Below are 19,817 nucleotides of genomic sequence, written 5' to 3' on the forward strand. Positions count from 1 at the left end.
TCCTATAACACCGGGTTATCGCCCGATGAGAATTGAATATTTTTGTGATTTCGCGCGGCCGGTAGATTTGCGTTGTCCCAAATCACCAAGAGAATACATCGATGAAAAACATTGCGAAGCTCGCATCTGCCGTGGTCGTTGCAGGGCTTCTGACGACGTCGGCATTCGGTCAGTCGATGAAAGTGACGTTGCTCGGTACGGGCACTCCCATTCTGAACATCAACCGTTTCGGCATCAGCATGCTGGTCGAGGCCGGTCATCAGCATCTGCTGTTCGATGCCGGACGCGGAGTCGCGATGCGCTTGCATCAGGCCAAGGTGCCACTGCGCGACGTTGACGCAGTCTTCGTGAGTCTGATGAACTCGGACCACGTGACGGGCCTCGCCGACCTGTATGCATCCGCGCCGCACCCCACGGATGACGGTCGGCGGACAGCGCCATTCGTGATGTACGGCCCCGATGGCATCGAGAATGTTGCTGCGGGACTTCAACTGATGTTGAAAGACAATAATCGCCTGCGTCTGCTCGCACACGAGACCAACCCCGGGGCAATCGGCATTCAGGCACACACGATCGAACCCGGTGTGGTCTACGACAAAGATGGTGTGAAGGTCAGTGCATTTCTGATTCAGCACGGCGTGACCGAGCCTGATTACGGATATCGGGTCGAGTACAAAGGCCATACCGTCGTCATCACCGACGACTGCACGTACTCCGACAATCTGACGAAGAACGCTAAAGGCGCAGACCTGATGGTTCAGAGCGTTGCTATTGCCAGCAGAGCACTTGAGAAGGTGGATATGGACTACGCCAATCACTTCTATAGCTATCTGGCAAACCCCGACACCGTCGGCAAGATTCTCAGCGAATCGAAGCCGAAGCTTGCAGTGCTCGCGCACATCTCCCTATACAGCCGTCACGGCATTCAGCGCGCCAGCATGGATGAGTTGCGTAGCCGTATCGCCGAACACTACGACGGACCGTTCGTCATCGGCGATGACTTGATGTCGTTCGTGATCGATGACAGCGGTGTGCATCAGCAGCCATACAACGCCGACGTCAAATTCCAGGAGCCGGGCTAAGCCATCGCGTTGATCTGACGTTCCCAAGGAATTCGAAAATGAACACAATATTGAAGTGCTGTTCCACGGCCGCAATCGTCTCGCTCGGTCTCTCGCTCGTACAGTCAAGCTACGCGCAATCGTCCGTGACGCTGTACGGTGTGGTCGATGCGGGCATCAACTATTCGTCGAATACCCAGACCGGCCTTGGCGCCAGCGGCAAGCCGGTGGGGCATCGTCAAACCTACATGGCCGACGGTCTCAATGGCGGAAAGATGGGGAGCCGTTGGGGCATTCGCGGGAGCGAAGATCTCGGGGCCGGCATGCGCGCTGTCTTCACGCTCGAGAATGGATTCGCGGTAAACAGCGGCGCGTTTGCGCAAGGTGGCGCGGAATTCGGACGGCAGGCGTGGGTCGGGCTGGCAAGTGACACAGCCGGCACGGTGACGTTGGGCCGGCAATATGAGTTCACGACCGAATATGTCGGCGTGCTGTCGGCCGTGACGTCGTTTGGCGGCGAGTTCTCCACTCACCCGGGTAATGTCGATGGCCTGCTGAACGTCCGCAGGACCAACAACGCGATCAAATACGAAAGTGTCGACATGCGCGGGCTGAGGTTTGGCGCGATTGTGGGATTGGGCGGCAAGGCAGGGTCGGTGTCGGCGGATTCCGTGTTTGGCGGCGGAATACGCTATACCGGTGGGGCGTTCAAGGGCGCCGTCAGTTACATGAATGCGCGCAACCCGAACATTTCCGTCTTCGGGATCAACCCCAACGCAGGCGGTGTGACCACGAACAACGTTGGATCCGCGGGTTCGGCGACGTCGGCGCAGACTGCCCCGATCATCTCCGGCTTCGCGTCCGCTCACACAATGGAAGAGATTGCGGCGGCCGGCACCTATTCGTTCGGTGCGGAACAGGTCGGGGCGGTCTTCACGCGGACGTCGTTCGAGCAGCTTGGCGATACCGGCGGATCAGGTCCGAACCCGCTTCATCTTCAGGGGAGTGCTCATGTCAGCAACGCTGAAGTCAACCTGCTGCACCACTTCAGCCCGTTTCTGACGGCAGGTGTTGCCTATGACTATGAGTGGGTGTCGGACGTGGGCAGTCTCGGCGCCTCTCACTATCACCAGGTCTCGCTCGGCTGCGACTACGCGCTCAGCAAACACACCGACGTGTACGCGCTCGGCGCATGGGAGCAGGCAGCCGGCACGAACTCGCTCGGCAAGGCAGCGGTTGCACAAATCGGCTATATGAGTCCGTCGGCGACGAACCATCAGATCGCGCTGACGGCGGGTATTGCGCACAGATTCTAAGCTTGTGCGTTTCCGCCTCCAACGCGGCGCGCATTTTTTCCGGCGGTCTTCAACCGTCGTCGGGACCGCATCGCCAGCTGATCTTCTGCATGGACTTGCCGGACTTGATGCGCACTGGCCAACAGCCGAATTTTGTTCTTGCTAAGCTGCGGGCATGTTGCTGCCTGTCTCGCGTGCGGGACAGGCGCAAAAAGGTGTAACGCTGAGGATTAAATGCTTGCAATGAAAGGACGTCTGGGATTTTTCGCGGAAGGGCGATTAATCACCTTTACCCTGATCGCACAGGGTCGGGCCATCGCGTGCGCGGTCACTCGCGATGCGCTGGAGCGCCATATTCTGTTCAGGCGAGAGCCCGACGACTCGATGCTTGTGAAGGCGTTTGAAAACGCGCGCAAACGGATACTGGCGGTCGCAGAGGAAAAGTTGCATTCGCTCCGAGGCGCACGTGTTCTCGTGACGGCGGCTGATCTGGGGAACCTGTAGGCGGGTTTGTGTTAGCGAGAACGGGCCGCTCGAACCGGTCTGTTCGACGCGTCGTGCGACAAGATCCGCGATGAGGGGCTGGTGCGCAACCGCAGGACTCGCTGATGCGAATATCCGGCGTTTCTCAGCGTCGTATCAGGGAATCAACTAAAGTCACCAATTCCTTGTCAAGACGCCGAAAATCGGTGCCATTTTTTGCTGACTTCCGCCTTTATTTCGAAGCCCTCCTTGAAGGCGTGTTCCCAGCTATAGGACTTGCTCTATTCACCGGGATCGGTGACGACCACCGGATTTCCGCGCTCATCGTCAAACAGATAGTGTATGAGCGACGTGCTCTTTCCCGGCGCGGAGCACAGAAAGACGTAACGTCGAAGCAAAGTGAGATCCTGATTTTTCGTCATGTCGATATAGATAGGTCGGCCTGAAGGAGAAACAGCTATAGCCACTTACGCAAGAGTCGCCGTCCAGAGTGCCCATTGCGAATTGCTCACCTATTCCGTCGATATGAATTTACGCGCGAAGGTCCGCTTCTCCAAGGCGGAGTCGACGTTCCACTTCCATGTCTGCGTTTTCCCCGCCGGCCGCGCGCCCGTAATTGCTCACGCTAAGTGTTGCTGCCAGATCACGGATCTTTATTAGGCAAACAGTGTGCGCATGACAATGAACCGGGCGTCCGCACGATGCTTAACCGCCGCTGCGCGAACTTACGTGACAGTGTGATGAAGGCATCTATTGGGTCAACGATCGAGCCGCTTGCTACGGATGTCGACAGTAAGGTTCAACGGCGCCTGCTTTTGCTGCCGACGTTGCGGCATTTGCTAGGCATATATCTGCGTGAGCATGACAAATCGGCGCGGGATGCGCCGGCGGGGACGTTGCCTTCTTAGGGTTTGAGGCGGGTGCGTTGCAAATCGCCTTGCCTATTCAAACGCGCTCGCAAGCGCACTCGGATTTCAACCGATGCCAGTACAAGCCATGACCGGACTCAAATTCAGTATGCGATGGCATCGCTTACCCTCGTTCTCACGGCAGCTAAAAATCATTTGTCTTCGGGCGGAGGCGCGGAGCTAAGCGACCTCGCACGACCGCCCTGTCAGCTAGTCACCAGTTTTCGCCACGGCAGCTCCAGCAATGTGATGCCGTGCCAACGATGTCTCAACAAAGCCCGAAGTTTTCATATCTTCGACAAATTGCGATAGATACGCCGCTGCGTCCTCGCCTTTCGCCTTCGGCACGCCCATCGCCTGACGGATCACCATAAAACGCTGGTCCAGCAGACGCAATCCACCGGCGTTGGCGGCGTCTTTTTCAAGCTGTTGCCTGACGCCAGCGGCGACATCCAAATGTTGATCCAGAAAGCCCTGCACGACGGCAGGCGACGTTGGAATCCGCACAATCGTCGCGTGGTGTAACTCACGCGTCAGGAACAGATCGTATGCGCTGTTTTTGCCGACAGCGACGGTCACGCCCGGTCGATCAACCTGTTCGTCGGTCTTGATAGGAGAATCGTTGCGCACCAGATAGAAGCCTTCGATCAGCACATACGGTTTTGTAAAGCTGATTTCCGCACCGCGTTTCGGATCGACGGCGAAAAACCCGATATCCGCCTTGTCATGATTTACATTTTCAACCGATGCGCCCGCTGACTTCACCACGACGAGTTGCAGCGGCACACCGAGCCGCTTCGCGAGTTCGGTCGTGAGATCGACCGATACTCCGGCAGGTTTGCCGGTGAGAGGGTCGAGACTCGCGAGGACCGGATTGCCGAGATTGATCGACGCACGCAAAGTACCGCTCGGCGCGAAGATTTTCGCCATCGATGCACGCGATGTGCCGACGGTCTGGGACTGTGCCTGTGAAGCGGCGTCCACTGGCATGGCCGCCGCGCACGCGATAGACGCGGTTAGCGCCGCGGACGCTCCTGCACTGGCGAATGCGAGCGCGCTCGTCAGCTTGGCAATGCGCGCGAGTTGTCTGGTTGAGAGTCTGGTCATCTTCGAATCGCCTTAATCGTCGAGCCGCACAGCACTATGCAAGCGCTCGTCGAAAGGACTGCCCAGCAGCGGTTGCAGCGCCGTACGCATCTGCCGGACATACGGCTCGTCGACGAACTGACGGTACGCTGCCGGTGAACGCATGACTTCGACCAGCGTGAAATGATTCGTCGCGCCGCTTTGCTGCAATATCTCTATATGAAGCACGGCCGGGTCGTGCGCCGCGTGTTTCGCGTACGAAGCCAGAAGCGGTAACGCGACTTTCACTTGTGGGGGTTCGATATCGACGTGAACCACGGCATACACCGGCGCCTCCAGAGCGTTGGGATTCGCTGGCTGGCTTGCCGCTTGAGCATCAAACGAAAACGCTGCTGCGCTCGCGGCCATGATCGCCGACATGACGCGTGTGTGATTTTTTAGCATGCGAGATATTGTGATTAATCGGTCGTGCGGAAGTCGGTCATGCCACGCAACAGCGCTGCGTGAAAGGAATCCGGTTCCTGCATTTGAGGTGCGTGGCCGGCAGAGGGAAATTCGATCAGCGTAACGTGCGGAATCATCGACGCGGCATGATGGGCCAGTTCGGGATAATTGCCGAGCGAAGAGCGAAGCGCTGGTGGCGCAAATTCCTTACCAATCGCCGTGGTGTCCTTGTCGCCGATCATCAGCAACGTTGGCGGCTTCAATTTCGACAGTTCGTAGTAGACCGGCTGCGTCAGGATCATGTCGTAGAGCAGGGCGGAATCCCACGCCACCAGATTGCGTTGTGGACCGCGGTACATGCCCGCGAGCATTTGCACCGAAGGCTCGTAATCGGCACGCCATTGACCTGCGAAATAGGTGTTCTTTTCGTAAGTACGAATGCGATCCGCCGATGTGTGCAATTCGCGCTCGTACCATTGATCGACGGAAACCGGCGGCACGCCTTTGGCTCTCCAGTCTTCGAGTCCAATCGGGTCGACCAGCACGAGTTGTTCCGTCTGCTGCGGATAGGTCAGTGCATAGCGAAGGCCGAGCATTCCGCCTGTCGAATGACCGATCATCGTCGCTTTCTGAATGCCGAGCGATAGCAGCAGGTCGTTCGTATTGCGCGCAAGTTGTTGGAAGGTGAACTGGTAGTTCTCAGGCTTGCTCGATTTGCAGAAGCCGATCTGGTCGACTGCGATCACGCGATAACCGGCCTTACTCAACACGCTAATGGTTGGAGCCCAGGTTGCCGCGCAGTAGTTCTTTCCATGCAGCAACACGGCAGTGCGGCCGTTGGCTGTTTTCGGATCGGGCGCGACGTCCATATACGCCATCTGCAAGTCTTGGCGCTGCGAGTGAAACTTGAAGTAAGAAACCGGATAAGGATAGTCGAAGCCCTGAAGTTCGGCGCCGTAGATGGGCCCGTCGGGCGCAACATCGTCAACAGCGCTTTGCGCGAAAGCGGACGTGGCCGGCAGCGCAGACGACAGCAATAGCGTCGCGGTCGTGATGATCAAAGCGAGGGGGCGTGACTTTTTCATTGACGATAGAAATGAGAGCGACGGTGCGTGATCGACTGTGCGAACCAGTAAATTCAACGAGCATCGTTCGATCACGCCCGATTTTTTCACATCAACTCAAATTTGATAATGACTGTAGACTTTGAATCACCTTCAACAAATATGGAAAGATTGTGGAAAGTCTCGCCGACATCCGGTTGTTTGTTGAGGCCGCGAATCTTGGCGGCCTGTCGGCGGCCGGTCGCAAGCTGAACCTGTCGCCTGCGGCTGCAAGCGCGCGGCTGACGCGGCTTGAGGCAAACCTTGGGATCAGGCTATTCGAGCGGACCACGCGCAAACTGCGTCTCACGGAAGAAGGCCAAACCTATCTGGAGCATTGCGAAATTGCCGTGCAGGCGCTTGAAGACGCTCATGCTGCTTTGCAGGCTGGCCGAAGCGTCGTGCGCGGACGCGTTCGGATTTCGGCGACCTCTGATTTTGGCCGTCATGTTCTAAAGGGGTGGCTGGACGAATTCAACGTCATGTATCCGGAGGTCGTTCTATCCGTCGTGTTGACCGACTCGGTGTTGAATCTGCTCCACGACGAAATAGATCTGGCGATTCGTTTCGGCACTGCGGAAGACAGTTCTTTTGTTGCGCGGCCCCTGGCGCCGAACCGGCGTGTGATGTGTGCATCGCCTGAGTATTTCGCCTCGCACGGTAAGCCCGCTCATCCGCGTGACCTCGCAGGTTTCGATTTCATCGTGCTTGGCACCGGCGCTTCGGCGGCAGGTGAATGGCGCTTCAGTCGGAACGGCGCGACTGAGTTATTCTCGGTGCCCAGAGCGCGTGCACGCGAGACCAACGATGGCGCGCTCGCGCGCGAATGGGCGCTCGCCGGCTACGGTCTCGCAATGAAATCGATCTGGGATATCAGCGCTGATCTGAGTGCCGGGCGACTGGTTATCGCGTTACCGGAGTGGACCACCCCCCAGGTGCCGGTGTATGCGTTTTATCAGCGCAGCCGGTTCATGGCGCCACGCGTGCGGGTGCTCCTGGATTTTCTGGCGGAGCGCTTCGCGAGCGCTGAGACGGAAATTGCGCCGCTGCTGGGGATGTAGCGTAGTAATGCAGATTTACTGGGATGCACTCGACTCCCCTTTGAGGGAGCTCGACACATTTCAGTAGTTCATGACGCACGATCTCGCGAGGTAGGATTGGGCCCCATGCTTTGCCGCCGCACTTCTTGCGTTCGTGCACGCCGACCTAAATGCCCGGTTAGGGCAGGTAGCACGATGATCTCTGCTTTTGCCGTAACGAAGTACAGCGACAACGTCTTCATTCCAGTCTGTTGAGCCATTCATCAAACAGGATTCGCGCTTGCAATTCGAGGCAGTAAGCATGGTCCGCGGTAGCCTGTCTTAGGCCGCTCGCACTCTGTCCCTGCGTCGAACCAATTTCCAACGCGTGCCCAACCAGCCAGCGGTCAAAGCCACGCGCGCGGACCTCAGGATGAAACTGGAGGCCTAGTACGTTGGGTCCGAAGCTGAATGCCTGATTGACATAAGAATCATTCGAGGCAAGCAAAGACGCTCCCTCTGGGAGGTTGAACGTGTCGCCGTGCCAGTGAAGGACGTGACAGTCGTTTGATGTGAGATGTCGAAGCGGCGAACTCATACCTTCTTCGGAGAGGGTGATTTTCCCCCAGCCCAACTCGCGGGTGCCCCCCGCGTAGACTTTTGCACCTAGAGCAGACGCGATTAACTGGGCGCCAAGGCAGATACCGAGTGTCGGCAACTTAGCGGCAATGCGCTTTGCGAGCAGTGACCTCAGGTTCGCAAGCCACGGATAGTCTTCCTCTTCGTATGCACCAATGGGACCGCCCAGTATGACAAGCAGGTCCGGGCCATCGGAGCTGATCGATGAGAGATCGTCCAGGCCAGCGTCAAGGTACGTCACCTCAGCTCCTCGTTCCTCAAGCACCCCTTCAAGGGTTCCGAGGTCTTCAAAATGTACGTGCCGCACAGCGACGACTCGTTGCAGAAAAACAGAACTTGCGAACATATTGGGTGAGAAAGAAATCAGCGGATAGCAAAAGACCCGGCCCGCAGCCATCGGATGGATGCGGGCTCTCTCAGGTCAATACATGGGTAGGTCGATGCAGGCTGCGCGCTTAGGCGAAATATTTGTCCTCGAGCAGCATGTCTTCGAAGAAGGCACCATAGCTCAGTTTCGGATGGCGGATGTGAATCTCCAATACCCACAGCAGTCGCGATGGGCAGAAATCGACGTCTGCCATCGGGCCTTCGTAGACCGCGGCGTGAGGGAAGTCGGACACACGATGACCTGAGAGGTCCATATTCAATTCCCAACCGAGCGCTTGTGCCTGCTCGACTGCAAACTCGTACAGAACCTTTCCGGTGCTTCCGTCACTCAGCCATTTCTTTCGAACGATATGGAAGAGCTTGCGTGCGTCTTCTGCACATCGAGCCATATCGGCGTCGCTACCGAACACGAATGTATCGCCGCCGTCACCTTCCAACTTTTCAAAGACGGGGCCGATGTCCACGAACATGATGTCGTTTTCCTTGAGGACCACGCCGGGGTCAGAGTCCGCGCCAAACGTCTTTGTCGTGTTCGACCCGAACCGGACGTAGACGTCGTGCCAGCCGCGAAGCATCCTGTTTGCCGCCAGGATTTCTTTCGCGATTTCCACAGCATCCTCTTCGATCATACCCGGCTCGCAGCGAGCAGCAATCTCGTGAATGATGTTGCGAGTTTTTTGTCGAACCATCAGCATCGGTTCCTCTGAAAATTCGGAACCGACCTGCTCCAGTTGTACCTGTTCGAGTACTGCGCTCATACAGAAAACTCCTTCGTTGTGGGGTTGTAAGACGACAGACGGACTGCCAATCCGTCAAGGTCCTGGGTGACGCGAATCTGACAGCTGAGCCGGCTCAATGGTCCTGTGTCTGGCAGACAGGAGAGAAGGTTACGTTCCGTGCGCGAGCAGGGCGGCACTCGCTCTGACCAGTCTGCGTCCAACTCTACGAGGCAAGTGCCGCACGACGCCTTTCCTCCACAAACGGACATGACGGGGATAGCTGCTACTTTGAGCGTTCGAAGTAAGGTCTCTCCGGCTGGCGCGTGCAGACACTGCCCGTTGATAAACAGACGGACCGCGCTTTTCGCTTCGGAATCAGGTCCCGTCTCCGCGGCGTCGCTTCCATCCTTAGCGGGCACGAATGCATCAGATGCGAAACTGGCAACCGGAATTTCCGTTCCGGTGACGAATCGCGCGAATGCATCGTCAGTCATCCGGGCATTGCCGCAAGCAAGAACATGCGTGTTCGCTGGGTCGCCTATTTCCCGCGCTGCCAGATCCTGAACGTAGCCGCTTCCGAGCTCTGACAGCACCGGTACGAAGCGGAAGTGCTGAAATTGTGCGGTCCAGTCGCCGACCACATGCCGTGCATAAAAATCGTCTTCGTTGCGCATTCCCCAATAAAGCGTGATGGGGCGCATGGCATTGCCGGCGAGGACGGATTCCAGCATCGCCAGAAAAGGCGCAATGCCTGTCCCCGTTGCAAGCATGACGACCGGCCCGGCACCCTCTGGGAAGGCAAATGCGCCCAGCGGTCCGGTAATGTCGAATTCATCACCAATGCGTGACTCGTTCATCATGACGTCGGAGAACGAGCCTCCCGGCCATCGGCGTACGTGTAACGCAATCCGGTTGTCGCTGGATGGAGCACGAGCCATGGAGTAGCAACGTGGCTCCCGACCAGTGCGAGCAATCGAGATGTACTGCCCTGGCCGATAATTCAGACTTTTGTGCGGGCTGAGGATGACCTCCCGCACGTCGCGTGATAGCCACTGGCTAGAATGCAAGGTTGCACGCATCGTCATTGCTCACCGAGCTTGAATTGCGCGTGTGTGCGTTCGAGTTCGGCGCGAATCGATGTCGATACATCGGGTTTGCGTTTGTGCAGGGAACTCAGCCACAGACCACCAATCACGAGGTAAGCGAGGTACGCGTACGGAAAGTACTTGATTGGCGCCGGCGGTACAGGGTAGACAGAGCCGATGGCGGGAATCAGGAGCAGAAGCAGGGAGCATCCACACAGCACCCAGTCACGGGCTCTGAGTTCACCCAGCTTCTTGAGATAGAAGGGGGCGCTCAAAGTGATGAGTACATACGGCACAAGGAAGCCGAAGGCCGCCATGGTTCCTGCCCAGTTGAAGATGTCGAGTGACACCTGGTGGGCGAAGACGAGGACGGTCGGTACGATGAACGCGATTGCAGCCATGATGGAGACTGCGACATGCGGAGTCGCGTTTTTGCTGTGCGTTTCTGCGATTGCTCCGTGGAAGATGCCGTGGCGGCCCATCGCGAAAATGACGCGCGACCCGGCATTGATGCACGACAGACACAAGGCGAAGAAGCTGACCATAGCGCCCACGGACAGCGGAATCTGGAGCAGGCCAACGTGAGCCATTTCCGCCATTACGTTAAGCGGCGCGTCGATCTGGTCCAGCGTCTGATGATATCCACGTGTCCCGATGACCATCGCGTAGGTCACGAAGACGAAGAAAGCGCCAGAAATAATCAGACTCCAGATTACCGCGCGCGGAATATTTCGCAGCGGATTCTTGGCTTCATCACCGAATGCTGTGGCGCACTCGAATCCAACGAGACTGAAGATTGCGACGACGACGCCTAGCCCAACATTGGACCAGGGAAGTTTCGATACGTTGAACTGGGCGGTGTCAATTGCGAAGTGATGCTCGGAGAGCACGATGACCGACAGGACCAGAATCAGGAGCATCGAGACACCCTCGAGCACGAGCATCAGCATCGCCGAGAGCTGGACGTTTTTCCATGCGAGGTAGAAGGCAGCGCCGGCGCAAATCGCAAAGAGAACGACTGTCGGCACGCTGAGCCCGACCATATCGAGCAGCTTGCCGGCAAAAATCGAGAATCCGGTGATGCCCGCCATCGAGATACCGAGGTAGGCCCAGATGAGTGACCAGCCGCCAAGGCCGCCAGACGTGAGACCGAGGCCGCGACAGATGTAGCTGTACATCGAGCCCGACGAGGTCGAACGCTTAGCGAACTGGTTCAGATTAAAAGAGACGAACAGCAGCATCACTGTTCCGAGAGCGTACGAAAGCCAACTCCACTCTCCGGTGTTGCCATACATGACGGGAATAATCAGCGCCGCCGTCATTGTGGGAGAAATCAGGGCTATAGCCTGTGCCAGAAGCTCGACAAAGCTCAGGCAGTTCGAGCGTAGTTGCGTGTTACTCATTTCCCATCCCCTATCGATGAGCCAGCATGTGTTGTGGGTCGAAACCTCTTGATATGCGTTTCGATGGAAGGATGGTATGTTCTTCCTTGGACCATATAGAACCCCCAGTTTTTTAATTTTCACTGGTCCAGTCAGGGGATGCGATGCTGAGAAATTGGGACCTGAAAATTGTTATCCAGCGAGAGGCCGGTTCAGTTGCTCGCCAGATTGTTCAAGCCATAATTCATGAAATACGTCGCGGGCGATTGCTACCTGGAACCCCTTTGCCGGGTTCACGGGAGCTTGCGAAAGTGCTGGATGTAAACAGAAAGACGGTAATCCTCGCTTACGAGGAGCTTTCCGCTCAAGGCTGGCTCAAATCTGAGAAGACGCGGGGGACTTTCGTATCGCACGAGTTGCCGGAAAGAGGGATTGAGGCCGTCAAGCCGCTTGACTCAGGCATTGCTCCCGCGTTGGGCGTGAGGCTGGCGGGAAATGGTCCTGATGTTCCCTGCCTCTACAGCGAGGATGGTTACCTCACGTTCGACGATGGCGCGCCAGACACGAGGCTGGTGCCTGTGGCGGAACTTGCGGCGGCCTACCGCAAGGCGCTACTGGCCGCCTCACAGAAGAATCGGCTTGGTTACGGCGACCCACGTGGGTCCGTCCGTATCAGACGAGAAATTCTCGAAATGCTGAGTTCCGAGCGTGGTATTGCCGCTAAAGAGGACAACATCTGCATCGTGCGTGGCAGCCAGATGGGGATTTACGTGACCGCCCGAATTCTGGTTCGGCCCGGAGACTGCGTCGTTATCGAGGCACTCAGCTACCCTCCGGCTCGGGAAGCGTTTCGGGCAGCGGGGGCGGAGGTCGTAACCGTCGGTCTAGATGAGGAGGGGCTCAAGGTCGATGAACTCGAGAAGCTTTGCTATCGCAAGCGCGTCCGTGCGGTGTACGTCACACCCCATCATCAGTTCCCGACGACGGTCCTGCTACCTGCAGCGAGACGAATGCGAATGCTGGCACTCGCTGAGCAGTTTGATTTCGCCATCATCGAGGATGACTACAGCCACGAGTTTCACTTCGCTCACCGCCCCATGCTCCCATTGGCCAGCTTCGACCGCAGAGGCAAGGTCATCTACGTCGGCTCCATGTCCAAGCTGTTGACGCCATCGTTGCGTATCGGCTATCTGATTGCCCCGGCGCCGTTCATCGAGCGTGCCGCGGCTGAGGTCACCATCATCGACCGGCAGGGGGATCCTGCCAGCGAAGCGGCCGTCGCCGACCTGCTATCGAGCGGAGTGATTCACAGCCACACGAAAAAAGTCATGAAGATTTATGCGGAGCGGCGGGACCTCCTCGGGAAACTGCTGAAGACACACCTTCACAAATGGCTAACCTTTGAGCTTCCTGTAGGCGGGCTCGCACTCTGGGCTGTCTGCAGGACAGATGTCGACATGGAAGCGTTACAGGCGGAAGGTGAACGGGAAGGCATACGTTTTCTTCCGGCAAGTCATTTTTCCCTGAAGAAAAAGTCCTACCCAGCCCTCAGGCTCGGTTTCGGCAGTCTCGACGCGGACGAGCTTGAAGAGGCAGTCGGCCGACTACGACGGGCGTTCGTCGCCACCGCCGCCAATTGAAGCTTATGAGGATGTTGGTTACAGTCTCAGCGGACACTTCCCGCGGTCGTCAAAATGGATGTCGTCATTCAACTGCTAGCGCCGATGTAGAAAATGACCTTTGGGGGTGCGACGTAATCTTCGCCGGAAAGCGCGGCGTCCATGATCGCGCAACATTCGACCAACGCCGCCAGCGGACCGATCGAGTCGAGGTATTCCGACAGCGGCAACACCCACTTCATCGACACGCGCGATGCGGTCGGCTGGAAACCGGGGAGTCCGTTCAGGGCCGACAGAATTTGTACCGAACCGCCGGTGTTCGAGCCGACAGCGGCATAAGCCATACCGTCGGTCACTGAGATTGCCGCGCAGGAAGACGAGTCGCCAGGACGGCGATCGGTTTGCCGCACAACACGGCCGAGCCGGCAATCGCGGTTTCGCCGGCCACATCGAACAGGTCTTTCACCGACACGGGAATACCATCGATGGGTGAGCGGGCCTTGTCAGCACAAACGCGAGTAAAGATCCGCTAATCGACTGCTTCGATGGTCTCGTTGTGAGCGGGTCGATCGGCACGCAACCAGATGCTGAACTCGTCAGTACCATGCTGGATTCGGCCATCGAGTCGGTGGCTGATAATGATGAGCGGCCTGTGGTCCACTCGGACCGCGGTGCTCACTATCGCGGGCCGGGATGGCTAACAAGGATGCGCGATGCAAGGCTTGTCCACTCGATGTCACGCAAAGGATGGTCGCCCGATAGTGCGGCCTGTGAAGGCTTCTTTGGTCGCCTCAAGACCGAACTGTTTTATCCTCGCGACTGCCGGGCTACGACTGTCGATCAATTCATCGAATCCTCGACGCCTATATCCGCTGGTAAAAGACGACGCGAATCAAGGTCTCGCCCGGCTCTCTCAGCCCGCTCGAATACCGGGGGACTCTAGCGATGGCAGCATAAACCTGTCCAAGATTTTGGCCGCACGCCCCTTCGGAAGTCCGGACTCACAGCAGTGATGGGGGGCCGTCATCGAGTGCGCCCTCGGGCAAGCGCGTCCCACCAACCGGGGGTTTGCGTGCGGCCGACGAGAGACGAAACGCAAACTCCCGCGACAGGAACACGCTCGATGTAGCCGTGAATGCGTTGATCGGCGAAAAACCGCTGAACCGGACTTCGATCAACCCTGCCAATGCGAGCATGTTTGCAGTGTTCGGATACCACTCGGCATTGTCGAGCACAATCATTCCGCCCGGAGCCAGGACGTCCAGTGCCGTTTGGGCACTGATGTAGCGTTCAGCGCCGTCGACCACGACCACGTCGAACCGACGACCATCAAGCCGTTTTGGCGTAGCCGCGTAGCTATGTCCGTCAGGGTCATGAAGCACAGTTACATTACCCGGAAGCTTGCGCTTCAGCACGTCGTACCAACCTTGATCGAATTCAACACTGGTAACGGTTTGCGCCCGCTCCGCCCAAAAAAGCGTGGAGGCGCCAGCGCCAAATTCAAAAACGTTCTTGTCGGAAAAATCAAAACCGTTGAGGTATTCGATTAATGGGTATGTCAGCCAAGGCTGAAACTTCCCCTCGCCGTTGGTCGGCATTCCATCAGTACGGCGGACATGACCGTAGCCGTTGAAAAAAATCTGGTACAGGCGACCGAGTACGAGCAATTTCCTCGGCACGATCGAGCGGACAACTGACTTGAGCGACAAGATAGAGACATCTCCAGAATGAGGTGGCAGGGTGACGCCGCAAAATAGATGAGTGGACGCAGACGTTACAATTTTACGCCACGAATCATCCTCCACGAGACGCGCGACACGGACGCCGGAACTTAACCGGCCATTTTCCCAGCCATCGCCCGGCACGGAGTTGTGGGTACGGGTTCGTCGATGATGCTGATGCCCATCCTCGTTATCTTTTTCGGCCCACAGCCGGCGGTGCCGATCATGGCGATCGGAGCGGTCATGGGGAACCTCGGCAGGGTATGTGCCTGGCGGAGCGAGATTGATTGGCGGGCATTGGCCGCGTATTGCTCAACGTCAGTTCCCGGTGCGGCGTTGGGCGTGCATACCCTGTTGGCGCTGCCTCCACACGTCGTCGACATCGCTCTCGGCGCATTCTTCATCGGCATGATTCCGACGCGACGCTGGATCGCGAGTCGATCCGCGAAGATCAGCCTGTTGCATCTGGCTATGATTGGTGGCCCGTGGGCTTTTTGACAGGATAGTCAGTCACGACAGCGAGACTGCCGACATCCAAGGCAAAAAGGCCCTCCTCTGCAACGATGTGCCGACGTGTACCGACCTTGCCAGAGCGGGCCTTGGCATCATCTGCGGCGGAACTTTCATGATCGCACCTCTGATCGCCTCCGGCGACCTGCAAAGCTGCCTGGAGCAATGGCATATTCCGCCCATGCCGGTGTCGATCGTCTACCCGCCGAATCGGCATCTCAGCAATAAATTGCGTGTGTTCGTCGACTGGATTGCTGAACTCTTTGCCCGGCATCCGTCGCAGAAGTTGTCGTAAAACCGATTCGATCTGAGGGTTTTTCGACAATAGTCTTTTGATAAAGCAGTAGTTTCTCAGGCTGACCTTGGTTCTTTAGACTGCTTCAACGACGGGGAAACGCTCCGACGTTTCATATACCGCTCAAGCTATTGAGGACGCTGATCATGAACATTCCATACACGAGACCGACTCTGCAGTCGAACCGACCGACGCCTTTACGCAGCAGTTTGACCCGTGCGCTGACCTGCGGCACGACCGCCTATGTAGTTATCTCCGGCCTTATTCTGGGCACTCTGCTTCACTTCTTTGTATCGAGCGTTCCGGCAATCGCGTACGCCGTCGTTGCGTCGCGCCTGCAAGTCGTGAATCGCCTTGCGGGACTGTGAGGCCCGCTACTCGGCATCATCGTATTTTTCTTCATAGGCTTCGTCGTGTTGCCGCACAGTGCGTTCATCACGCCTCCATCAATATCGCCGATACCCTTCCTGCCCGCTCTTCTCTTCCATATGTTCGGTCTCGGTCTGCCGGTCGCACTGATCGTACGCTGAAGATGATTTCCCTTTGAAGCGAGAAACATCAAAACTTCCGCTTTCATATCAAACAAGTAGCAATACATATTTTAATCTACGCATGCTTTCATGCAAAAGGAAATACACAGTGATAGCCATTACTGGGGCCAATGGAAATCTTGGGCGACTGGTTGTCAAAGGTCTTCTTCAAGTCGTCGCCGCCAACCAGATCATCGCGGCAGTCCGGAGCCCTGAAAAGGCCGGGGACTTGCGCGCCCTCGGCGTCCAGATACGCGAGGCAGATTACGATCGTCCCGAAACGCTTGTCGAAGCGTTCAATGGGGTCGAGCAATTGTTGCTTATCTCGGCTGTACAGCCAGGGGAACGATTTCGGCAGCATCGGGCTGCGATAGACGCCGCCATGCGAACGGGCGTCAAGCTGATTGTCTATACCAGCATGCTACGCGCCGACACGTCCAATCTAATTCTTGCCGACGAGCACAACCGGACCGAAACGTATTTGAAAAGCACTGGCGTGGACTTCGTGGTGTTACGAAATGGTTGGTACATCGAGAACCATACCGACGGCCTTGCCACAGCTCTCGCCAATTCGGCAATCAACGGCAGCGCGGGACAAGGTCGATTTGCCTCTGCGTCGCGCGCCGATTACGCAGATGCGGCAGTGACGGTCCTCTCGCAACCCGGTCACGCCAACCAGACTTACGAGTTGGCGGGAGATCAAGCCTATTCGCTGGCAGAACTGGCCGAGGAAGTGTCGAAGCAGACAGGCCGAACGATCGTATATAACCACTTGCCAGCCGCCGATTATGAGGCCGCGCCAATGGGCTTTGGTCTGCCGAAGATGATTGCCGATGTCGTCGTTGATGCAGACCTCAAAGCATCGGTAGGCGAACTGGACAGCGCCTCCCGCGATCTTTCCAGACTTCTCGGACGAAGCACGACGACGCTGGCCGAGGCGGTCAAGGCGGCGTTGAAGGGCTGACTGGTACCGACGCCAGGCTGGAAAACGAAGTGCCCCGACAATGCAGGGCACTTCGTTCGATTAAAGCCGCGAACCGTGCGGATAAAGTGCTTGTTCATATCTCTGGCTTTAGTCAGAGATAGTGAGTTCGTCAACATCCAGATTTCAGCGGATGGATTGTTCGATTGTTGGCGATCTGGGCAAGCTCGCCCACTGTCTCAAACTGGCCGGACCCAGAAGTTAGCGCTCGGTCGGCGAGCCGATGACCTGCCCCTCTGCGGCGGGTCTCCGCAACCGACCCCGAGCGGTCTATGACGCCCCCCTCGCTTTATGCCTGCCAGGAATGACTGTTATCGACGGCTCCTGCCTTCTTCGAACGGGCGCTGACCTTCATCATTTGCTCACCGTCAACCAACAGGAGCAAAACGATGAGCAACTTCCAAACCTACACGATCGATAACGCACCGGCCGCCTCGAAGACCAGCCTCGAAGACACGAAGCGGGCCTTTGGCTTCGTTCCCAACCTGCAGGCGCATATGGCGGAATCGCCCGCGTTGCTGGCCGGTTACTCGGCGCTGTGGGACCTGTTCTCGAAAAGCACGCTGACGCCGCACGAACAGCAGGTCGTCTACCTGACCTCGAACTTCGAGAACAACTGCCACTACTGCATGGCCGGTCACAGCACGCTGGCGAAGATGATCAAGATGGACGCAGGCGTGATCGCCGCGCTGCGCACCGGTACACCGCTGCCCGATGCAAAGCTCGAAGCGTTGCATCGTTTCACGACGCTCGTGGTGCGTGAACGGGGCTTCGTCCCGGACGCCGATGTCGATGCTTTTCTCGCCGCTGGCTACACCCGTCAGAACGTCCTCGAAGTGATTCTGGGCGTGGCGACCAAGGTGATGAGCAACTACACCAACCACATCGTCCACACCGAACTCGACGGCTTCATGGCCGGTAACGAGTGGACCAAACCGGTCGCTGTCGCTGCGTAAGCCATAGACGACTTCGGGAGCCCCGGCGGCTCCCGTCCAATCCCATATCGATGACCGAGAAACCGAAATGTCCACGTTCGACCGCTATAAAAACGCCTACTCCAACGCTACGCTGACCCGCTCGCCGGACGGCGTGCTCGAAGTCCGGTTCCATACCGACGGTGCGAAGCTCGTCTTCAACGGCCATACGCATACACAGTTCACCGATATGTTCCACCAGATCGGCGAAGACCCGGATAACCGCGTGGTCATCCTGACCGGTAGCGGCGACGCATTCATGGACGCGATTTCGCCGGACGGCTTCGATTTCTTCACGCCGCGTGGCTACGACAAGATCTTCCGCGAAGGGCGCAAGATTTTGATGAACATCCTGGACATCGAAGTGCCGATGATCGCCGCGCTGAACGGCCCGGTCCTGCTGCATTCGGAATACGTCCTGCTGTGCGACATCGTGGTGGCGACGCCCGAGACGGTGTTCCAGGACATGCCGCACGCCGCATTCGGTATCGCGCCCAATGATGGCGTCCATCTGCTCTGGCCGGAAATGATCGGCAGCATTCGCGGCCGGTACTTCGTGCTCACGCAACAAAAGCTCGATGCCGCGGAAGCCAGGTCGCTGGGTGTAGTCAATGAGATCGTGCCTGCGGATCAACTGCTGGCTCGTGCGCATGCCATCGCCGCGACTATCGCAAAGCAGCCGCCGCTCACCACCAAATACACCCGCATCGGCCTCACCCAGCGCCTGCGTCGCGTGATCGACGAAGGCATCGGCTACGGCCTCGCGCTCGAAGGTATCACCGCAGCCGAAGTAGCGCGCATGGCAGCAGCGCAAAACGCTGCCTGAATCCACTGACTTGTTAATTCCTCAATTCCTTTATTCCTCTCGACGGAGAACACTCATGTCACTTCAAGACAAACTCGACGCATTCCGGGCCGACTTCAAAGCAGGCAAGCCACCGTTCAACGCGCCCCCGGAAATTCATCCGGTGATGGAGCGCGCCACGGCAGCGCTGATTGCGAGCGGTCAGGCGGGCCGCGCGATCAAGGCGGGCGACCGCGCGCCGCATTTCAACCTGAAAGATCAGAACGGCAACGACGTGTCTTCCGCAGCGTTGCTGGTGAAGGGCCCGCTGGTCGTGACGTTCTATCGCGGCGTCTGGTGCCCGTATTGCAATATCGAGTTGCAGGCGATCAACGAAGTGCTGCCGGAGATTCAGGCCTACGGCGCGAACGTCGTGGCGATCTCGCCGCAGACGCCGGTCAATAGCCGCAAGTCCGTACGCACCAACGAACTCGGCTTCCCGGTGCTGAGCGACGTGAACGGTCAGACGGGCGCTGACTTTGGATTGCGCTTCGCGTTGCCCGACTATCTGGTCGAGTTGTACAAGAACCTGAAGAACGATTTGCCGGCGTTTAACAACGACCCAAGCTGGACTTTGCCGATGCCCGCGCGCTACGTCATCGGACAGGATGGCATCGTGCTGTATTCCGAAGTCAACCCGGACTACACGCGTCGTCCCGACCCGTCGGACATGTTCCCGGTTCTGGAAAAAGCGACGGCCAGCGCCTGAGCCTTATCGCTCAACGCTCAAC

At 57.6% G+C, this 19,817-nt stretch carries 20 protein-coding genes and 2 pseudogenes; 13 read left to right on the top strand and 9 right to left on the bottom strand.

The window, feature by feature from the left end:
• The first annotated feature begins 176 nt into the window (after positions 1–176).
• The 4 genes from PW947_RS10800 to PW947_RS10815 all read left to right on the top strand — a co-directional run bounded on the left by PW947_RS10800 (position 177) and on the right by PW947_RS10815 (position 3,285).
• Positions 177–1,082: an MBL fold metallo-hydrolase gene (locus PW947_RS10800; protein ID WP_299631518.1), complete on the top strand. Its 906-nt coding sequence runs from the start codon at positions 177–179 to the stop codon at positions 1,080–1,082.
• A 38-nt stretch (positions 1,083–1,120) separates the two neighbouring features.
• Positions 1,121–2,377: a porin gene (locus PW947_RS10805; RefSeq protein ID WP_299631519.1), complete on the top strand. Its 1,257-nt coding sequence runs from the start codon at positions 1,121–1,123 to the stop codon at positions 2,375–2,377.
• A 213-nt stretch (positions 2,378–2,590) separates the two neighbouring features.
• The gene (locus PW947_RS10810) at positions 2,591–2,860 is read left to right on the top strand and encodes a DUF1488 family protein (RefSeq protein ID WP_299631522.1); all 270 of its coding nucleotides are present in this window, start codon (positions 2,591–2,593) and stop codon (positions 2,858–2,860) included.
• 104 nt (positions 2,861–2,964) lie between these two features.
• Positions 2,965–3,285: a hypothetical protein gene (locus PW947_RS10815; RefSeq protein WP_299631523.1), complete on the top strand. Its 321-nt coding sequence runs from the start codon at positions 2,965–2,967 to the stop codon at positions 3,283–3,285.
• A 672-nt stretch (positions 3,286–3,957) separates the two neighbouring features.
• Here PW947_RS10815 and PW947_RS10820 read toward each other — a convergent pair.
• From PW947_RS10820 to PW947_RS10830, 3 genes are all read right to left on the bottom strand, one after another.
• The gene (locus PW947_RS10820; protein ID WP_299631524.1) at positions 3,958–4,677 is read right to left on the bottom strand and encodes an ABC transporter substrate-binding protein; all 720 of its coding nucleotides are present in this window, start codon (positions 4,675–4,677) and stop codon (positions 3,958–3,960) included.
• 189 nt (positions 4,678–4,866) lie between these two features.
• Positions 4,867–5,160, bottom strand: coding sequence for an antibiotic biosynthesis monooxygenase (locus PW947_RS10825; protein ID WP_299631525.1), 294 nt, complete (start codon positions 5,158–5,160; stop codon positions 4,867–4,869).
• 131 nt (positions 5,161–5,291) lie between these two features.
• A complete protein-coding gene (locus tag PW947_RS10830; protein WP_299631526.1) occupies positions 5,292–6,362 on the bottom strand; it encodes an alpha/beta hydrolase in 1,071 nt (356 codons plus the stop codon).
• A gap of 152 nt (positions 6,363–6,514) precedes the next feature.
• Between PW947_RS10830 and PW947_RS10835 the strand changes: the two genes are divergently transcribed.
• Positions 6,515–7,441: a LysR family transcriptional regulator gene (locus PW947_RS10835; RefSeq protein WP_299631527.1), complete on the top strand. Its 927-nt coding sequence runs from the start codon at positions 6,515–6,517 to the stop codon at positions 7,439–7,441.
• A 217-nt stretch (positions 7,442–7,658) separates the two neighbouring features.
• On the opposite strand, the gene PW947_RS10840 is transcribed toward PW947_RS10835, so the two are convergent.
• From PW947_RS10840 to PW947_RS10855, 4 genes are all read right to left on the bottom strand, one after another.
• Positions 7,659–8,384, bottom strand: coding sequence for a glutamine amidotransferase (locus PW947_RS10840; RefSeq protein ID WP_299631611.1), 726 nt, complete (start codon positions 8,382–8,384; stop codon positions 7,659–7,661).
• A gap of 109 nt (positions 8,385–8,493) precedes the next feature.
• Positions 8,494–9,183: a M24 family metallopeptidase gene (locus PW947_RS10845; protein WP_299631528.1), complete on the bottom strand. Its 690-nt coding sequence runs from the start codon at positions 9,181–9,183 to the stop codon at positions 8,494–8,496.
• Positions 9,180–10,229: a flavin reductase family protein gene (locus tag PW947_RS10850; protein ID WP_366146108.1), complete on the bottom strand. Its 1,050-nt coding sequence runs from the start codon at positions 10,227–10,229 to the stop codon at positions 9,180–9,182. Before PW947_RS10850 ends, PW947_RS10845 begins: the two co-directional genes overlap by 4 nt.
• Positions 10,226–11,632 (bottom strand): APC family permease, encoded by a 1,407-nt coding sequence (locus PW947_RS10855; RefSeq protein ID WP_299631529.1) that lies wholly within the window; start codon positions 11,630–11,632, stop codon positions 10,226–10,228. The genes PW947_RS10850 and PW947_RS10855 overlap by 4 nt, the downstream gene beginning before the upstream one ends.
• Before the next feature lie 143 nt (positions 11,633–11,775).
• On the opposite strand from PW947_RS10855, the gene PW947_RS10860 reads away from it, so the two are divergent.
• A complete protein-coding gene (locus tag PW947_RS10860; RefSeq protein WP_299631530.1) occupies positions 11,776–13,251 on the top strand; it encodes a PLP-dependent aminotransferase family protein in 1,476 nt (491 codons plus the stop codon).
• Between the two features lie 116 nt (positions 13,252–13,367).
• Here PW947_RS10860 and PW947_RS10865 read toward each other — a convergent pair.
• Positions 13,368–13,726 (bottom strand): annotated as a pseudogene (locus tag PW947_RS10865) (amidase family protein); the annotation flags it as partial.
• A gap of 30 nt (positions 13,727–13,756) precedes the next feature.
• Here PW947_RS10865 and PW947_RS10870 point away from each other — a divergent pair.
• Positions 13,757–14,187, top strand: a pseudogene (locus PW947_RS10870) (IS3 family transposase); the annotation flags it as partial.
• Between the two features lie 44 nt (positions 14,188–14,231).
• On the opposite strand, the gene PW947_RS10875 reads toward PW947_RS10870, so the two are convergent.
• The gene (locus PW947_RS10875; protein WP_299631531.1) at positions 14,232–14,939 is read right to left on the bottom strand and encodes a class I SAM-dependent methyltransferase; all 708 of its coding nucleotides are present in this window, start codon (positions 14,937–14,939) and stop codon (positions 14,232–14,234) included.
• A gap of 180 nt (positions 14,940–15,119) precedes the next feature.
• Between PW947_RS10875 and PW947_RS10880 the strand changes: the two genes are divergently transcribed.
• The 6 genes from PW947_RS10880 to PW947_RS10905 all read left to right on the top strand — a co-directional run bounded on the left by PW947_RS10880 (position 15,120) and on the right by PW947_RS10905 (position 19,795).
• Positions 15,120–15,449 (top strand): sulfite exporter TauE/SafE family protein, encoded by a 330-nt coding sequence (locus PW947_RS10880; RefSeq protein WP_299631532.1) that lies wholly within the window; start codon positions 15,120–15,122, stop codon positions 15,447–15,449.
• Complete coding sequence (locus PW947_RS10885; protein WP_299631533.1) at positions 15,430–15,756, top strand: LysR substrate-binding domain-containing protein; 327 nt, start codon at positions 15,430–15,432, stop codon at positions 15,754–15,756. Before PW947_RS10880 ends, PW947_RS10885 begins: the two co-directional genes overlap by 20 nt.
• A 639-nt stretch (positions 15,757–16,395) precedes the next feature.
• Positions 16,396–17,250, top strand: coding sequence for an SDR family oxidoreductase (locus PW947_RS10890; RefSeq protein ID WP_299631534.1), 855 nt, complete (start codon positions 16,396–16,398; stop codon positions 17,248–17,250).
• A 407-nt stretch (positions 17,251–17,657) separates the two neighbouring features.
• Positions 17,658–18,224, top strand: coding sequence for a carboxymuconolactone decarboxylase family protein (locus PW947_RS10895; protein WP_299631535.1), 567 nt, complete (start codon positions 17,658–17,660; stop codon positions 18,222–18,224).
• A gap of 67 nt (positions 18,225–18,291) precedes the next feature.
• Positions 18,292–19,068, top strand: coding sequence for an enoyl-CoA hydratase/isomerase family protein (locus PW947_RS10900; protein ID WP_299631536.1), 777 nt, complete (start codon positions 18,292–18,294; stop codon positions 19,066–19,068).
• A 55-nt stretch (positions 19,069–19,123) separates the two neighbouring features.
• On the top strand, positions 19,124–19,795 hold the full coding sequence (locus PW947_RS10905) for a peroxiredoxin-like family protein (RefSeq protein WP_299631537.1): 672 nt from the start codon (positions 19,124–19,126) through the stop codon (positions 19,793–19,795).
• Positions 19,796–19,817: the final 22 nt, after the last annotated feature.

Origin of the sequence: Paraburkholderia sp., assembly GCF_028283785.1 — a bacterium.
In the GTDB taxonomy this organism is placed as follows: Bacteria; Pseudomonadota; Gammaproteobacteria; order Burkholderiales; family Burkholderiaceae; genus Paraburkholderia.

Coding starts and splice junctions, on each gene's coding strand:
- PW947_RS10830 (WP_299631526.1), bottom strand. CDS start 6,362: ATGAAAAAGTCACGCCCCCTCGCTTTGATCATCACGACCGCGACGCTA.
- PW947_RS10805 (WP_299631519.1), top strand. CDS start 1,121: ATGAACACAATATTGAAGTGCTGTTCCACGGCCGCAATCGTCTCGCTC.
- PW947_RS10900 (WP_299631536.1), top strand. CDS start 18,292: ATGTCCACGTTCGACCGCTATAAAAACGCCTACTCCAACGCTACGCTG.
- PW947_RS10810 (WP_299631522.1), top strand. CDS start 2,591: ATGCTTGCAATGAAAGGACGTCTGGGATTTTTCGCGGAAGGGCGATTA.
- PW947_RS10840 (WP_299631611.1), bottom strand. CDS start 8,384: ATGTTCGCAAGTTCTGTTTTTCTGCAACGAGTCGTCGCTGTGCGGCAC.
- PW947_RS10845 (WP_299631528.1), bottom strand. CDS start 9,183: ATGAGCGCAGTACTCGAACAGGTACAACTGGAGCAGGTCGGTTCCGAA.
- PW947_RS10880 (WP_299631532.1), top strand. CDS start 15,120: ATGATGCTGATGCCCATCCTCGTTATCTTTTTCGGCCCACAGCCGGCG.
- PW947_RS10905 (WP_299631537.1), top strand. CDS start 19,124: ATGTCACTTCAAGACAAACTCGACGCATTCCGGGCCGACTTCAAAGCA.
- PW947_RS10815 (WP_299631523.1), top strand. CDS start 2,965: ATGCGAATATCCGGCGTTTCTCAGCGTCGTATCAGGGAATCAACTAAA.
- PW947_RS10895 (WP_299631535.1), top strand. CDS start 17,658: ATGAGCAACTTCCAAACCTACACGATCGATAACGCACCGGCCGCCTCG.
- PW947_RS10855 (WP_299631529.1), bottom strand. CDS start 11,632: ATGAGTAACACGCAACTACGCTCGAACTGCCTGAGCTTTGTCGAGCTT.
- PW947_RS10820 (WP_299631524.1), bottom strand. CDS start 4,677: ATGGCGAAAATCTTCGCGCCGAGCGGTACTTTGCGTGCGTCGATCAAT.
- PW947_RS10860 (WP_299631530.1), top strand. CDS start 11,776: ATGCTGAGAAATTGGGACCTGAAAATTGTTATCCAGCGAGAGGCCGGT.
- PW947_RS10850 (WP_366146108.1), bottom strand. CDS start 10,229: ATGACGATGCGTGCAACCTTGCATTCTAGCCAGTGGCTATCACGCGAC.
- PW947_RS10800 (WP_299631518.1), top strand. CDS start 177: ATGAAAGTGACGTTGCTCGGTACGGGCACTCCCATTCTGAACATCAAC.